Consider the following 14884-nt stretch of genomic DNA (forward strand, 5'->3'; position numbering starts at 1 on the left):
TGAAATCTGTCCATAAAAAAGCCCGCTATTAGCGGGCTGAAGCAATCTGCACTGTCTGATGACTGATATGCGTGATTACATCGCCCGAGAGAGGGAGATGTGCCACCAACGTAGTAAAGAAATCAGGGGAGTTTTCATTATCAGTCACTACTCATCTATGATTGCATTCAGTTTATCCCCTTAGCCTTTTAGCTGTGGGGGGCGTTCAGGCTCTTAAGTGCCTGTGAACTTATGTACTAGTTAACTGGTTCGCGAGGTGAATGTCAACCCCTTGATTGATTGTTTTTTAATAAACTCTTTTTTAGTCGTCCCCATATCCCCTAACTAATTCGAGTGGCAGGAAGGCGGCAACTGAGGGAATCCCCAGGAACTGACATGAGTAAGTGACTAGAGTGAACGAAGGAAGCCAACGCATATGCAGCTTGAAATATGACGGGTATAGATACTATCGAGTCTTATTAGCGAGTATGATAACCCGCCACGCTTTTTCCGGACTTTTATTTTGGCTAATAGGACCGCTTTGATAAATAAACCCATTTTGATTGATAACGCCCCCTTATCTAATACGGCTGATTTGCCCGATGTCACCCCCATGCCAATGGCTTTTACACTCTATGATCTGCATAGCCATACCACCGCGTCAGATGGTTCGCTGACACCTGAGGCATTGGTCATAAGAGCCGCGCAGATGCGGGTAGGTGTTTTGGCGATTACCGATCATGATACCACGGCGGGGTTGGCGCAAGCCGCAGCAACCATTGCACAACAGCAACTGGCATTACGGCTTATCTCTGGGGTAGAAATCTCCACATTATGGGAGAACCACGAGATCCATATTGTGGGTCTGGGCATTGATGTCCACCACGCCAGCATCTGCACATTATTAAGTGAACAGTCCGACCGCCGCTATGTGCGGGCGCAAGAGATCAGTGTGCGTCTGGCAAAAGCCCGTATTCCTGATGCCTGGGAAGGGGCTAACCGATTGGCGGCAGGCGGTCAGGTCACCCGTGGGCATTTTGCCCGTTATCTGGTGGAATTGGGGCTGGCGAGCAATTTCGGGCAGGTTTTTAAAAAATACTTAGCCAAAGGCAAGATAGGCTATGTTCCTGCTCAATGGTGTACAATAGAACAAGCCATTGATGCCATTAAGCAATCTGGTGGGCAAGCGGTACTGGCGCACCCCGGTCGTTATGATTTAACGGCGAAATGGCTGAAACGTTTGTTAGCCCATTTTGCCGAACATGGCGGAGATGCCATGGAAGTTGCCCAGTGTCAGCAAGCCCCCCATGAGCGGGCGCAACTTGCACAGTACGCACGCGACTATAATTTACTTGCATCCCAGGGGTCTGATTTCCATCAACCTTGTTCCTGGATTGAGTTGGGCCGCAAATTGTGGCTGCCCGCTGGGGTGGAACCGGTATGGCGTGATTGGCCTGTAGAGCCAGCCCAGCCAACTCATACATTTAATGATTAGGTGAGAGTTATGAGCCAATTTTTTTATATTCACCCGGAAAACCCTCAGCCGCGATTGATCAATCAAAGTGTGGATGTGTTGCGCAAAGGCGGTGTGGTGGTTTACCCGACAGATTCTGGTTATGCCCTTGGCTGCCGTTTAGAAGATAAAACGGCAATGGAACGTATCTGTCGTATTCGTCAGTTGGATGGTAATCACAACTTCACTCTGGTGTGCCGTGATTTATCTGAGCTATCTACTTATGCCTACGTCGATAATCCGGCGTTTCGGTTGATCAAAAACAACACCCCCGGCAATTACACTTTTATATTGAAGGCAACGAAAGAAGTACCTCGGCGTTTAATGAATGACAAACGCAAAACTATCGGTTTGCGTGTGCCTTCTAACCCGATTGCGCTGGCTTTACTGGATGTATTGGGTGAGCCACTGATGTCGACCACGTTGATGCTACCAGGCAATGACTTTGCAGAATCCGACCCGGAAGAGATCAAAGAGCACCTGGGTAAACAAGTGGATTTAATCATCCATGGCGGCTCATTGGGTCAGCAGCCAACCACGGTAATTGACCTGACTGACTCCTCTCCTGAGGTTATCCGCGAAGGTGCAGGGGACGTAACACCGTTCCGCTAAAGCCACTTATTGTGATAAACACACCCATTATGATTAATGGCCGCAAAACTGAAAACTCTAATCACAGCCGATACCCGTTTGGAATTGAGCGGTGATGGGGCTGATTTGAGTGCCAACGTGACTGGCAGCGGTGACCTGGCAATTAATACCGGTGCAGCCGATAGCGTTTAATCTGCCATTGGAGAGACTGAAATTAATATAAAAAATTCCATTGCGCTCTGTGGTAAACTTAGACCCGTTGTTCACCAATTTGTTGTCCATATTGTGTGCCTTAATGTTGTAATTCATTGATATCTAATGAAGCATTAAGCTAACGTATTGATTCTATTGTTAAAGCTGACGCCTGTGAAGGCGACATTAGAGGTTGCTCAATGAGCGAGAAGTCAGAAAACCAAAAGTTACCCCATGCAAAGTCACCAAGCCCTAAATCGCAGGGTGACAAGGTTGTGGGTGAAAAAATAAAAGTTGTCGGTGAAAAATTACAGAAAATCTTGGCCCGAGCCGGTCACGGTTCTCGTCGGGAAATCGAAACAATTATCCAACAGAGCCGCGTTAGCGTTGATGGTAAAATATCAAAACTGGGTGATCGTGTTGAAGTGACCCAGGCCACTAAAATTCGTCTGGATGGTCATCTTCTTGCTATTAAAGAATCTGAAGAGAACGTTTGCCGTGTTCTGGCGTATTACAAGCCGGAAGGTGAACTCTGTACCCGTAATGATCCCGAAGGCCGCCCTACGGTATTCGATCGTTTACCTAAACTGCGCGGTTCGCGTTGGGTTGCGGTCGGCCGGTTAGATGTCAATACCTCCGGTTTATTACTGTTTACCACGGATGGAGAACTGGCTAACCGCCTGATGCATCCAAGCCGTGAGGTTGAGCGCGAATATGCAGTACGGGTATTTGGTCAAATCGACGACGAAAAAATCAAGTTGCTTAGCCGTGGTGTGCAGTTGGAAGATGGTCCTGCGGCCTTCCGCACGATCAGTTTCCAAGGCGGAGAAGGGGTTAACCAGTGGTATAACGTCACCTTGACCGAAGGGCGTAACCGTGAAGTTCGTCGCTTATGGGAAGCCGTTGGCGTGCAGGTTAGCCGCCTGATTCGAGTGCGTTATGGTGATATTAATCTGCCGAAAGGGCTGCCACGTGGTGGCTGGACTGAATTGGACCTGAAGGCAACCAACTACCTGCGTGAGTTGGTTGAGATGGATTCTGAAACCGTCAGTAAATTGCCCGTTGAGAAAGACAGACGTCGGGTTAAAGCCAATCAAATTCGTCGTGCGGTTAAACGCCATACTGAAGTTGCTGGCCGCCAGGTTGCGGGCCGTCAAGGTTCTGCACGTAAAGGTTCTACCCGCCAGAATGTGGGTAATGCCGCCCCGGCAGCGACTGCCGGCCGTCGTGGGTCGAATAAGCGCGGGTAATTAAACCCGCTTAATGTTAGGCGATCGCCCTTATCTTTATTGCCGCCGTTTTCTGACTGCGGCAATTTTACTTCTAGGTCATATCCTTGTTACCAGTCAATACCTTGTTGGGCTTTAACTCCGGCATCAAAAGCATGTTTGACCGGGCGTAGTTCACTGACAGTATCCGCCATTTCCAACAAATCCCGGTGGCAACCACGGCCAGTAATAATCACGGTTTGATGAGCAGGCCGCTGCTGTAGCGCATCGAGCACCTCATCCAGTGGCAAATAGTCATAAGCGACCATATAAGTCAGTTCATCCAGTACCACTAAATCCAGTGTCGGGTCTGCCAACATACGCAAAGCGTGCTGCCATGCCTCCTGACAGGCGGCGGTATCGGTTGCTCTGTTCTGGGTATCCCAGGTAAAACCGGTTGCCATAACCTGGAATTCAACCCCATGTTGTTGCAGCAAATTTTTCTCGCCGTTCGGCCATTCACCTTTAATAAATTGTATGACACCGGCCTTTAGACCATGGCCAACCGCGCGGGTCACGGTACCAAATGCTGCGGTGGTTTTACCTTTGCCGTTGCCGGTAAAAACAATCAAGATGCCGCGTGTTTCCTGCGCTGCCGCAACCCGTGATTCAACTTTTTCTTTTATTTTCTGTTGGCGCTGTTGATGACGTTCTTCAGACATAACACATTCCTTTTATTCTGCTGGGCCGGGTTTACGACCGGGTTGTGCATCGAAGCTAATGCCGGTTTTTCTCCGGCTATCATCGCCCATCAGGTAAAGATACAGCGGCATAATATCGGTTGGCGTTTTTAACTTAGTGACGTCTTCATCTGGAAAGGCGGTTGCGCGCATCTGGGTTCGGGTACCCCCCGGATTAATACAATTAACGCGCAGGTTACTGTGCTTATATTCTTCAGCAAGCACTTGCATCATACCTTCAGTGGCGAATTTAGACACCGCATAAGCCCCCCAACCGGAACGGCCCTGGCGGCCAACACTGGAACTGGTGAATACCAGAGAAGCACTGTGAGATTTTAATAGCAGTGGTAATAATGCTTGTGTAAGCATAAAGGTCGCATTAACATTCACCTGCATTACCTCTTGCCAGACCGCGATATTTTGTTTGCTCATTGGGGCGATATCACCCAATAACCCCGCATTATGTAATACGCCATCCAGATGGGAAATTTGCTTACTTAACGTATCCGCTAATTGTTGGCAATCTCGTTCCGTCACCTGTAACAAGTCCAGAACCAGTACCAATGCGGGTAACCCTTGGGCATCGGCAATCTGTTGTTGTACCGCAATCAATTTGCTTTCAGTTCGGCCAACTAAAACGACACGGGCACCAAACCGGGCATAGGTCAGTGCAGCTTCACGACCAATACCATCACCTGCGCCAGTGACTAAAATAGTGTGTTTATCGAGCAGGTCATCTTTAGGTTGGTAATGCATAATTATTCCTCTACTGTCGTCGGGCATTTTACCCTGGCATGCCACGATATCTCTTACATTCTTATATTTAAGCGAAACCAATGCAATTCTTCATTTGCGCAAGACGCCAGCGCAGTGGTTCGCTAGAATGCAAGTATCTCTCTAATGCAAATGAATAAAGGCGGTATCTGTGGAGTTAATTTCTCTGTACGGACTATTTCTGGCCAAAGTCGTGACCATCGTGGTTGCGATTGGTGCAGTAGTGTTACTGATTGTCAGCCAAGGGATGAGGAAACAAGGGCAACGGGGAGAATTGAACCTGGTCGATCTGGGTGAGCAATATAAGGAAATGCAGCGAGAAATGCGGTTGGCACGAATGAGCCATGCTGAACAAAAAATCTGGAGTAAAGAGTTCAAAAAGCAGCAAAAAGCAGATCAAAAACTGAAAAAACAACGTGCTAAAGCGGGGGCAATGGCTGCGATAAAGCCCTGTCTGTATGTAATTGATTTTAAAGGTAGTATCGATGCCCACGAAGTGACTTCATTGCGTGAAGAGATTTCTGCGGTGCTGGCCGTTGCCACTGCACAAGATGAAGTGCTACTGAGACTAGAAAGTCCGGGTGGGGTGGTGCACGGTTATGGGTTAGCGGCTTCGCAATTGGAACGTTTGCGTCACAAAGGTATTCGCCTGACGGTGGCAGTAGATAAAGTGGCCGCCAGTGGGGGTTATATGATGGCCTGTGTCGCTGACCGAATCATTAGTGCTCCGTTCGCCATCATTGGTTCTATCGGTGTCGTGGCTCAAATTCCGAACTTCCATCGGTTGCTCAAAAAGAACGATATTGATGTTGAATTGCATACTGCCGGTGAGTTTAAACGAACCTTGACATTGTTTGGTGAGAATACCGAACAAGGGCGTGAGAAATTCCGTGAAGATCTGAATGAAACACATTTGTTATTTAAGCAGTTCGTACAGCAACAGCGCCCCTCTCTGGATATAGATGCAGTCGCGACCGGTGAACATTGGTTTGGGACGCAAGCCAAAGAGAAAGGGTTGGTCGATGCCATTGGTACCAGTGATGATCTCCTGATAGCTGAAATGGATAACCATGAGGTTATTGGTGTGCGTTATTCACGTCGTAAACGCCTGATGGATCGTTTTACCGGCAGCGCAGCAGAAAGTGCTGACCGCTTGCTCTTACGCTGGTGGCAACGTGGTGAAAAGCCGCTGTTATAACCTGATGTGATACAGTTTTAGCCGATCAACGGTAGGGGACTTGCCCCCTGCCGTTAATGACAAATCCAGCATTAAGCCCAGTGCGTGAAGGGGCTATTGCCCTTTATATTAATCGATTAAATGATATTTAGCTGACAAGACGTGAGCCAGATGTTTGAACATATTAAATACTGCCGTGGTTTTTGCCGTTGGTAAACCGTCCGCATCAAAGAAAAACTCCCCGCGAAATACCAATACCGGGCCTTTCTGCTCAACCTCCGTTGCCTGCATACCATGCAGATAATCGTCATGTTGGCGAATAATCTCATTGGCTTCGGCCAATAATTTATTACGTTCAATCGGTGTTGTGTTTCCGAGCATTATATTCTCCTCACTGCCATTATATTTCCCCATTACAAGGTAATTTCTCCCATTATTGTACTGTGGGTTAGCATTTGTTCGCAAACCGGCTAAGGTTTATTCGAGCCACTGGTGGCATTATGGCGGCGATTGGATAAATTCAGATTCCTTGCTAATTAAGTTGCGTAGCGCCTTTTATCAGGTACAGTGTGGGATTTTATACTATCAGGTGGCCGATTTTGTTGACCCCGTGGGGCAGAATTCACTGCTTTAGCTCTGGGTACGGGCAAACGTTTTGAGGGTCGCCAGGTAAGATTCGGAAGGCTGTTTTGCCGTGCCGATCAAAAAAATAGGTTGATCTCCTCGAAAAGTACCGCAATATAAAAAAGAGATACAGAATGCCGTGGTACGGCAAGATAAAAACCTTCTTTTAGAAGAAATAATTTAGGTAAAGGTACTTATGGGTAAAGCTCTCGTAATAGTTGAGTCCCCGGCAAAAGCCAAAACTATTAATAAATACTTAGGGAATAACTACGTGGTTAAGTCCAGCGTCGGTCACATTCGTGATTTGCCGACCAGTGGCTCAGCCAGTAAAAAGAGCGCTAACTCAACTGAAGATAAAGCCAAGAAAACCGACAAGCCCAAGACTAAAGTAAAGAAAGACGAAAAGGTTGCGTTAGTGAACCGTATGGGTGTTGATCCTTATCATGGCTGGAAAGCACAGTATGAGATTTTGCCCGGCAAAGAGAAAGTGGTTGCCGAGCTGAAGGCATTAGCCGAAAACGCTGACCACATCTATCTCGCAACCGACCTTGACCGCGAAGGAGAGGCCATTGCCTGGCATTTGCGGGAGGTGATTGGTGGTGACGATAATCGCTTTAGTCGTGTGGTATTTAACGAAATCACCAAGAATGCGATTCAACAAGCGTTTAACCAACCTGGTGAATTAAATATCAACCGGGTTAATGCCCAGCAAGCCCGTCGCTTTATGGACCGGGTTGTGGGTTATATGGTTTCTCCACTGTTGTGGAAAAAGATTGCCCGTGGCCTGTCAGCAGGGCGTGTGCAGTCGGTTGCCGTGCGCTTGGTGGTTGAACGTGAGCGGGATATCAAAGCATTCGTTCCTGAAGAGTACTGGGAACTGCATGCTGATCTACTGGCGAAAGGTGACGTCCCGATCCAAATGGAAGTCACTCATGCTCACAATAAGCCGTTTAAACCGGTAAATCGCGAGCAGACACATGCCGCACTGAAATTGCTGGAAAACGCCCGCTATAACGTACTGGATCGTGAAGATAAACCCACCAGTAGCAAACCGGGCGCGCCTTTGATTACCTCCACCTTGCAACAGGCCGCCAGTACCCGCCTGGGCTTTGGTGTGAAGAAAACCATGATGATGGCGCAGCGCTTGTATGAAGCAGGTCATATCACCTATATGCGTACTGATTCCACCAATTTAAGTCAGGACGCACTGACGATGGTGCGTGGTTATATCGGCGATAATTTTGGTGATAAGTACCTGCCATCTGCCCCGAATCAATACAGCAGCAAAGAAAATTCGCAGGAAGCGCATGAAGCTATTCGTCCTTCGGATGTGAATGTGCTGGCTGAGCAGTTAAACGATATGGAAGCCGACGCCCAGAAGCTGTATCAGCTAATTTGGCGTCAGTTTGTGGCCTGCCAGATGACACCGGCCAAGTATGACTCCACCACGCTGACCGTGCAGGCAGGTGATTTCCAACTGCGCGCTAAGGGCCGTACTTTACGCTTTGATGGTTGGACCAAGGTGATGCCGGCATTGCGCAAAGGCGATGAAGACAGAGTGTTACCGGTGATTGAAGTTGGCAGTGATCTGGATTTACAGAAACTGATCCCAAGCCAGCACTTTACCAAACCGCCAGCGCGTTACAGTGAAGCATCACTGGTCAAAGAGCTGGAAAAACGCGGTATTGGCCGCCCATCCACCTATGCGTCGATTATCTCGACCATTCAGGATCGAGGCTATGTGCGGGTAGAAAACCGCCGCTTCTATGCCGAGAAAATGGGTGAAATTGTCACCGACCGGCTGGAAGAGAACTTCCGCGAACTGATGAATTACGATTTCACTGCACGTATGGAAAGTGGTCTGGATCAGGTCGCCAACAATCAGGCTGAGTGGAAAGCCGTGCTGGATGGTTTCTTCGCCGAATTCAGCGAACAACTGGAAAAAGCAGAGAAAGATCCTGAAGAGGGCGGTATGCGCCCGAATCAAATGGTCATGACCAGTATCGACTGCCCAACCTGTGGCCGTCAGATGGGGATACGTACTGCCAGTACTGGGGTGTTCCTCGGTTGTTCCGGTTATGCGTTGCCACCCAAAGAGCGCTGTAAAACCACGATTAATCTGGTGCCAGAAGCGGAGATCCTGAATATTCTGGAAGGTGATGATGCGGAAACCAACGCCTTACGCGCCCGCCGTCGCTGCCAGAAATGTGGCACCGCCATGGATAGCTATCTGATCGATAACCAACGTAAATTGCATGTTTGTGGTAATAACCCAGCGTGTGATGGTTATGAGATAGAACAGGGTGAATTCCGTATCAAAGGGTATGAAGGCCCGATTGTTGAGTGCGAGAAATGTGGCTCTGAAATGCACCTGAAAATGGGGCGTTTTGGTAAGTACATGGGGTGTACTAATGACGAGTGTAAAAATACCCGTAAAATCTTGCGCAGTGGTGAAGTTGCACCACCGAAAGAAGATCCGGTACCGTTGCCAGAATTGCCTTGTGAGAAGTCAGATGCCTATTTTGTGCTGCGAGATGGTGCCGCAGGTGTGTTCCTGGCTGCCAATACCTTCCCTAAATCGCGTGAAACTCGAGCGCCGTTAGTCGAAGAGTTGGTTCGCTTCAAAGATCGTTTACCTGAGAAATTACGCTATCTGGCTGACGCGCCAGTGGCAGATAACGAGGGGAATAAAACCTTGGTACGCTTTAGCCGTAAAACCAAGCAACAGTATGTTTCGTCAGAGAAAGAGGGCAAAGCCACCGGTTGGTCTGCTTTCTATATCGATGGCAAATGGGTTGAAGCAAAAAAATAAGTGTCTTACGGCGCAAATCAACCTTTCGGTGGCATTAAGCAGCTAGCGAGTTTGCGAGTGACATACTGAGTACCGTAATTGAAACCAGCCTTGATGGCTGGTTTTTTATTGGGCGAATCTAGTCAAGTGATTTATAGTCTTAGCTAATCCGTCAAAGCTTATTCATCTTTGGCCGCCGTCTGCATGTACCAAAAAACACTATTTTTTAGGCTAATATGCTCAAATACCAAATCAGCAGGGTATATACAGTTGCCGATGAAATGATATGATAGTTATATAAAATATTTTTTTATTACGTAACGTTATTATAAGATCAATACTGACCAGCTCTGTATCATGCAGTTATGAGTTTCAGTTAACAACCTCTCGGCATACCGGGTGATACCGATATACCAAACTGTGGGTTTCCCGCAGTGTTTAACCTAGGATGGTATAGCTATGAAATTGCAGCAGCTTCGTTATATTGTTGAGGTGGTTAATCATAACCTTAACGTATCGTCCACTGCCGAAGGTCTGTATACCTCGCAACCGGGGATCAGTAAGCAGGTTAGGATGTTGGAAGATGAGCTGGGTATCCAGATTTTCGCCCGTAGTGGCAAACATCTAACGCAGGTGACCCCCGCAGGGCTGGAGATCATTCGTATAGCCCGCGAAGTATTGTCAAAAGTTGATGCCATCAAAGCGGTTGCCGGTGAACATACCTATCCGGATAAAGGTTCTTTGTATGTGGCAACCACTCATACCCAGGCACGCTATGCGTTACCTAGTGTAATCAAAGGTTTTATCGAGCGTTACCCGCGCGTGTCGTTGCATATGCATCAGGGGTCGCCGACACAAATTGCCGAGGCGGTTTCCAAGGGCAGTGCAGATTTTGCCATTGCCACTGAAGCACTACATTTATATGACGACCTGATTATGTTGCCATGCTATCACTGGAACCGTGCGGTGGTGGTGAAACCCGATCATCCTTTAGCCGGTAAGACCCATGTTAGTATTGAAGAGCTGGCCGCCTATCCTATTGTGACTTACACCTTTGGCTTTACTGGCCGCTCAGAGTTGGATACCGCTTTCAACCGTGCCGGTCTGACGCCACGAATTGTCTTTACTGCGACCGATGCCGATGTGATTAAAACTTACGTGCGTTTAGGCTTGGGTGTTGGGGTGATTGCTAGCATGGCGGTTGATCCGATTCAAGACCCTGATCTGGTCACGGTAGATGCCCGTGATATCTTTACCTACAGCACCACCAAGATTGGTTTTCGCCGTAGCACCTTCCTGCGCAGTTACATGTACGATTTTATTCTGCGTTTCGCACCGCACCTGACTCGCGATGTGGTGGACAAGGCGGTCGCTTTGCGCTCCAATGAAGATATCGAGGAAATGTTTAAAGACATTAAACTGCCGACCAAGTAATTTATATATAGGAGCCATCTCTTTTTAGCGATGGCTTTCCCGTAACAGAACTAATAAGTATAAATTCAAAAGCTAACTGAAGGATAGCCTGATATTTTATTGATATATAGTCTTGGTCTTTTTAGATAAATACTGTCAAGAGGAATACATGAATACTATATCTTATCCTGTATCAAATATACATTTAGGTAATACAGTTAATGTTCTAAATAATCCAACGGTTAAGTCAGCTAGCACTGATATTATTGTTGGCACTGAGCCAGTGGATAAAAATGAAAAACACAGTGAAATTTACAATAGACTGGTTCTGGAAGGTTGGTTAGATTCGCCAGATAATATTGAGGAAAATACATTATACAATTTATTGGCATCGCTACGTGAACGTTCAATGGCTGAAATTGTACTCAACCCCAAAGGCGTGATATATCCAGGCTTGCCCTTTGATTATGATGATACATTACTATTTGAATCTAATGGGGATTCTGGCGTTAAAATGCATTATTCGGTCATCCACAAAGATGAAGATTGCAATTTTTTTAAATTGAATTGCCAGTTATTTTTAGATAAAAATTGTCAGTTGGATGAGGACGCATCACGAATTTATTTTGAGTTTTATGATCAATGCCCTCAAATTATAAAGCAAGAATTGGATCAGCGTAGTGTAATGCAATATATTTTTGATTGGTTGGCAGATTTATTTAACTGTAATCCTCACTCTATTGATAATAAAATGCAAGCCGTTGAGAATGACCATACACAGATAGAGTATAATATAAAAAATCACACCTATTTAACGCGCGGAAGTGAGCTTTTTCATTTTGATGATTTTTATATTGAAGACGATAATCCTGAAGAATATGAAGAAGCTAACCTCGATAAAATATATAAAAAAGGCGAAAGTGATGAGTATTTTGATGGTTTTATTGACGGAATGACGACTGTATACCCGCGAGATTAAGGCTCTCTAGCACAGTAAGCGCCATTGTTGCCAAAATGTTAATGTTTCTTTGTGTTATATTTAATTCAGACCACATTATCTCAAGGGAATAGCTTCCTTGGGGCAGATGCTGATTTAGCACACTTATAAGAAACAATGGAGGCGCTATGTCGTTGGATTTGCGAAAAACGAGTATGGCCAAATTGGTCGCCCTTAATCATGAATATCACTATTACAGCCTGCCGCAACTGGCGGCAGAGCTGGGGGATATCGACCGATTACCTAAATCGCTGAAAGTATTACTGGAAAACCTGCTGCGCCATTTCGATGGTGAACAGATCCAGGAGGATGATCTTAAAGCCATTGTTGCCTGGCAACAAACGGGTCACGCCGATAGAGAAATTGCTTATCGACCCGCCCGCGTACTGATGCAGGACTTTACCGGTGTACCGGCGGTTGTAGACCTCGCGGCCATGCGTGAAGCCGTCAAGCGATTGGGCGGCGATGTAGCACAAGTGAATCCATTGTCACCGGTAGATTTAGTGATTGACCACTCGGTCACGGTTGATGAGTTTGGCGATAAAACTGCGTTTGGCGAAAACGTCCGTTTAGAAATGGAACGTAACCACGAGCGCTACATCTTCCTACGCTGGGGGCAAAAAGCATTTAGCCGTTTCCGCGTGGTACCGCCGGGCACCGGTATTTGCCATCAGGTTAACCTGGAGTATCTGGGCCAAACGGTTTGGCACGAACAGCAGGGCGATAAACGTATCGCCTATCCGGATACACTGGTGGGTACCGATTCTCATACCACCATGATCAATGGCTTGGGGATCCTCGGCTGGGGGGTCGGCGGGATTGAGGCAGAGGCCGCGATGCTGGGTCAGCCTGTCTCGATGCTTATCCCCGATGTTGTCGGTTTCAAAATGACCGGCAAAATGCGCGAAGGGATCACTGCCACTGATTTGGTCCTTACCGTAACGCAAATGCTGCGAAAACACGGCGTGGTCGGTAAGTTTGTCGAGTTTTACGGTGATGGTCTGGCTGATTTACCTCTCGCAGATCGTGCCACTATTGCCAATATGTCGCCGGAGTTTGGTGCTACTTGTGGTTTCTTCCCGGTCGATGACGTGACGCTGGGTTATATGTGTTTAAGTGGCCGCAGTGATGAACAAATAGCCCTGGTTGAGACTTACAGCAAAGCGCAAGGGTTATGGCGCAACCCTGGTGATGAACCCATCTTTACCAGCCAGCTCTCACTGGATCTGAGCACGGTAGAGTCCAGTCTGGCGGGGCCGAAACGCCCCCAGGACAGAGTCGCATTACCTAAAGTGCCCTTAGCGTTTAAGGCTTTTGAAGCGCTGGAATTCAATCGCAAAAAAGATAAAGTTGACCACGTTTCTTTCACGCTTGAAGGTAAAACTCATGAATTGGAACCTGGCGCAGTGGTGATTGCGGCTATTACCTCATGTACCAATACCTCCAATCCCAGCGTTCTGATGGCCGCTGGCTTGTTAGCCAAGAAAGCGACAGAAAAGGGGCTGCAAACCAAGCCTTGGGTGAAAACCTCACTGGCTCCCGGTTCTAAAGTGGTGACGGAGTATCTCAATGCCGCTGGGTTAACCTCCTATCTGGATCATTTGGGTTTCAACCTGGTGGGCTACGGCTGCACTACGTGTATTGGTAACTCCGGCCCATTGCCCGACCCAATAGAAAAAGCCATAAAGGCAGGCGATTTGACTGTCGGTGCGGTGCTCTCCGGTAACCGTAACTTTGAAGGGCGCATTCATCCATTGGTGAAAACTAACTGGCTGGCATCGCCGCCATTGGTGGTCGCCTATGCGTTGGCAGGGAACATGAATGTCAATTTGGCGCAAGATGCGCTGGGTAACGATCCTGATGGTAACCCAGTCTATCTGAAGGATATTTGGCCTAGTGGGCTTGAAATCGCCAAAGCCGTTGAAGAAGTTAAAACGGATATGTTCCGCAAGGAATACGCCGCAGTCTTTGACGGAGATGAAGATTGGCAGGCTATTCAGGTTGATAGTACGCCGACCTACGATTGGCAGAATGATTCCACTTATATCCGTTTACCTCCTTTCTTTAGTGATATGAAGGCGTTACCTGACCCTGTTCACGATATCCACCATGCACGTATTCTGGCAATTTTAGCCGATTCGGTCACCACTGATCATATTTCACCCGCCGGTAATATCAAGCTGGATAGCCCGGCAGGCCGTTATTTGCGCGATCGTGGGGTAGAGATTAAAGAGTTCAACTCTTATGGTTCCCGTCGTGGTAACCATGAAGTGATGATGCGTGGGACATTTGCCAATATCCGTATCCGCAATGAAATGGTGCCCGGCATTGAAGGGGGTGTCACCCGCCATATTCCGTCACAGAATGAAATGGCTATCTATGATGCAGCCATGCGCTATCAACAGGAAAATGTGCCACTGGCGGTCATTGCCGGTAAGGAGTATGGCTCAGGTTCCAGCCGTGACTGGGCAGCGAAAGGGCCGCGATTACTGGGGGTTAGGGTGGTTATCGCTGAGTCATTTGAACGCATTCATCGCTCTAATTTAATCGGAATGGGTATTTTGCCACTTGAGTTCCCATCAGGGGTGGATCGTAAAACCTTGGGGCTGACAGGTGATGAAACCATTAACGTCAGTGGGTTACAAAGCCTGGCTCCAGGGCAGATAGTTGCGGTATCGATAACTTATGCTGACGGGCGGCAACAAACAGTAAAGACTCATTGCCGCATTGATACGGGTAATGAATTAGTTTATTTCGAAAATGGCGGCATTTTGCATTACGTGATCCGCAAAATGCTGTAGTTATTAGTGACGCTGTCACTATGATACTGGTGCGATAAAAGGGGGATTGAGACCCCCCCCTTTTACTGTTCTTGAACGCCGCCA

At 47.5% G+C, this 14884-nt stretch carries 13 protein-coding genes and 1 other annotated feature; of the genes, 9 read left to right on the forward strand and 4 right to left on the reverse strand.

Translation table 11 applies throughout. The annotated features are described in order from the left end of the window. Positions 1-12: 12 nt before the first annotated feature. Positions 13-114, reverse strand: a sequence feature (Trp leader region). Beyond that, positions 76-138, reverse strand: a complete 63-nt coding sequence (trpL, locus tag AEP37_RS25575; RefSeq protein ID WP_082170648.1) for a trp operon leader peptide — start codon at positions 136-138, stop codon at positions 76-78. Its footprint overlaps the feature before it by 39 nt. 454 nt (positions 139-592) lie before the next feature. Between trpL and rnm the strand changes: the two genes are divergently transcribed. The 4 genes from rnm to rluB all read left to right on the forward strand — a co-directional run bounded on the left by rnm (position 593) and on the right by rluB (position 3525). Continuing rightward, positions 593-1474 carry an RNase RNM gene (gene rnm, locus AEP37_RS01485; RefSeq protein WP_082170649.1) on the forward strand — a complete coding sequence of 294 codons (882 nt, stop codon included), beginning with the start codon at positions 593-595 and terminating at the stop codon, positions 1472-1474. A gap of 9 nt (positions 1475-1483) precedes the next feature. After that, a complete protein-coding gene (locus AEP37_RS01490; RefSeq protein ID WP_049608756.1) occupies positions 1484-2104 on the forward strand; it encodes an L-threonylcarbamoyladenylate synthase in 621 nt (206 codons plus the stop codon). Positions 2105-2140: 36 nt separating this feature from the next. Then, positions 2141-2275, forward strand: a complete 135-nt coding sequence (locus AEP37_RS27540) for a hypothetical protein (RefSeq protein ID WP_268872735.1) — start codon at positions 2141-2143, stop codon at positions 2273-2275. 200 nt (positions 2276-2475) lie between these two features. Beyond that, positions 2476-3525 carry a 23S rRNA pseudouridine(2605) synthase RluB gene (gene rluB, locus AEP37_RS01500; RefSeq protein WP_049608762.1) on the forward strand — a complete coding sequence of 350 codons (1050 nt, stop codon included), beginning with the start codon at positions 2476-2478 and terminating at the stop codon, positions 3523-3525. Between the two features lie 89 nt (positions 3526-3614). Here the strand turns inward: rluB and cobO are convergent, their stop codons facing one another. Further along, a complete protein-coding gene (cobO, locus tag AEP37_RS01505; RefSeq protein ID WP_049608764.1) occupies positions 3615-4205 on the reverse strand; it encodes a cob(I)yrinic acid a,c-diamide adenosyltransferase in 591 nt (196 codons plus the stop codon). A gap of 12 nt (positions 4206-4217) precedes the next feature. Beyond that, the gene (locus AEP37_RS01510; protein WP_049608767.1) at positions 4218-4979 is read right to left on the reverse strand and encodes a YciK family oxidoreductase; all 762 of its coding nucleotides are present in this window, start codon (positions 4977-4979) and stop codon (positions 4218-4220) included. Positions 4980-5148: 169 nt separating this feature from the next. Between AEP37_RS01510 and sohB the strand changes: the two genes are divergently transcribed. Next, complete coding sequence (sohB, locus tag AEP37_RS01515; RefSeq protein ID WP_049608770.1) at positions 5149-6195, forward strand: protease SohB; 1047 nt, start codon at positions 5149-5151, stop codon at positions 6193-6195. 108 nt (positions 6196-6303) lie between these two features. Here sohB and AEP37_RS01520 read toward each other — a convergent pair whose 3' ends face one another. Beyond that, complete coding sequence (locus AEP37_RS01520; RefSeq protein WP_049608773.1) at positions 6304-6555, reverse strand: YciN family protein; 252 nt, start codon at positions 6553-6555, stop codon at positions 6304-6306. A gap of 439 nt (positions 6556-6994) precedes the next feature. Here AEP37_RS01520 and topA point away from each other — a divergent pair, with 439 nt between their 5' ends. From topA to acnA, 4 genes are all read left to right on the forward strand, one after another. Continuing rightward, a complete protein-coding gene (gene topA / locus AEP37_RS01525; RefSeq protein WP_049608775.1) occupies positions 6995-9610 on the forward strand; it encodes a type I DNA topoisomerase in 2616 nt (871 codons plus the stop codon). Positions 9611-10048: 438 nt separating this feature from the next. Then, on the forward strand, positions 10049-11023 hold the full coding sequence (gene cysB, locus AEP37_RS01530) for an HTH-type transcriptional regulator CysB (RefSeq protein ID WP_049608778.1): 975 nt from the start codon (positions 10049-10051) through the stop codon (positions 11021-11023). A 148-nt stretch (positions 11024-11171) separates the two neighbouring features. Next, positions 11172-11981 carry a hypothetical protein gene (locus AEP37_RS01535; RefSeq protein WP_049608781.1) on the forward strand — a complete coding sequence of 270 codons (810 nt, stop codon included), beginning with the start codon at positions 11172-11174 and terminating at the stop codon, positions 11979-11981. Positions 11982-12127: 146 nt separating this feature from the next. Then, the gene (acnA, locus tag AEP37_RS01540; protein WP_049608784.1) at positions 12128-14800 is read left to right on the forward strand and encodes an aconitate hydratase AcnA; all 2673 of its coding nucleotides are present in this window, start codon (positions 12128-12130) and stop codon (positions 14798-14800) included. Positions 14801-14884: the final 84 nt, after the last annotated feature.

This window comes from Yersinia pekkanenii, from assembly GCF_001152565.1.
Taxonomy (GTDB): Bacteria; Pseudomonadota; Gammaproteobacteria; order Enterobacterales; family Enterobacteriaceae; genus Yersinia; species Yersinia pekkanenii.